The following is a 910-nucleotide window of genomic DNA, read 5'->3' as shown; positions in this document are numbered from 1 at the left end:
CCTTCGGTGTGACCGTCACTGATAACAACAATGTTACCACCAATGGCTCGGCCACGGGCGTGGGTACCATTCTCGATGATGGCTCTGGCCCTGATCCAGATCCAGACGATGACCGCCCAACGCTTTCTATCACGCCAGCCGTGTCAGTGAACGAAGGCACGGGCGCCATGTTCACGGTGAACTTGTCGAGAGAGACCGAAGCGGATGTGGTGTTGAACCTCGCTACCGCGACCGATGGCAGTTACACCGCTGAGTCTGGCGATATTGGTGCCATGACGGCCACGTATAACGATGGCGTGTCTGATGTGCCTCTCAGCATTACTGATGGCAACATCACTCTACCAGCAGGGGTCACTGAGTTTAAAGTCACCGTCGCGACGACCCAAGACGACGTCTTCGAAGGCCCAGAAACCTTCGGCGTGACGGTTACTGACAGTAATAACGTGACCACCAATGGCTCCGTCACGGGCGTGGGTACCATTCTCGATGATGGCTCTGGTCCAGACCCAGATCCGGACGATGACCGCCCAACGCTGTCTATCACGCCAGCGGTGTCAGTGAACGAAGGCACAGGCGCCATGTTCACGGTGAGCTTGTCGAAAGAGACCGAAGCGGATGTGGTGTTGAATCTCGCTACCGCGACCGATGGCAGTTACACCGCAGAGTCTGGCGATATAGGCGCCATGACGGCCACGTATAACGATGGCGTGTCTGATGTACCGCTCACCATTACTGATGGCAATATCACTCTCCCAGCAGGCGTGACTGAGTTTAAAGTCACCGTCGCGACGACCCAAGACGACGTCTTTGAAGGTCCAGAAACCTTCGGCGTGACGGTTACCGACAACAATAACGTGACCACCAATGCTCCGCCACGGGTGTGGGTACCATTCTTGATGATGGCAGTGGT

1 protein-coding gene is annotated in these 910 nt (G+C 56.2%); it reads left to right on the top strand.

Annotated features, from left to right (window positions below; translation table 11 throughout):
• Window positions 1–910 (top strand): Calx-beta domain-containing protein (locus tag TZ48_RS23470; protein WP_275426476.1); only part of this gene is annotated, 910 nt, incomplete at both ends.

The sequence above is a fragment of the Vibrio variabilis genome (assembly GCF_003263785.1).
Classification (GTDB): domain Bacteria; phylum Pseudomonadota; class Gammaproteobacteria; order Enterobacterales; family Vibrionaceae; genus Vibrio; species Vibrio variabilis.
Note: the sequence above shows the minus strand (reverse complement) of the source record. Positions and strands in the feature narration are given on the sequence as shown.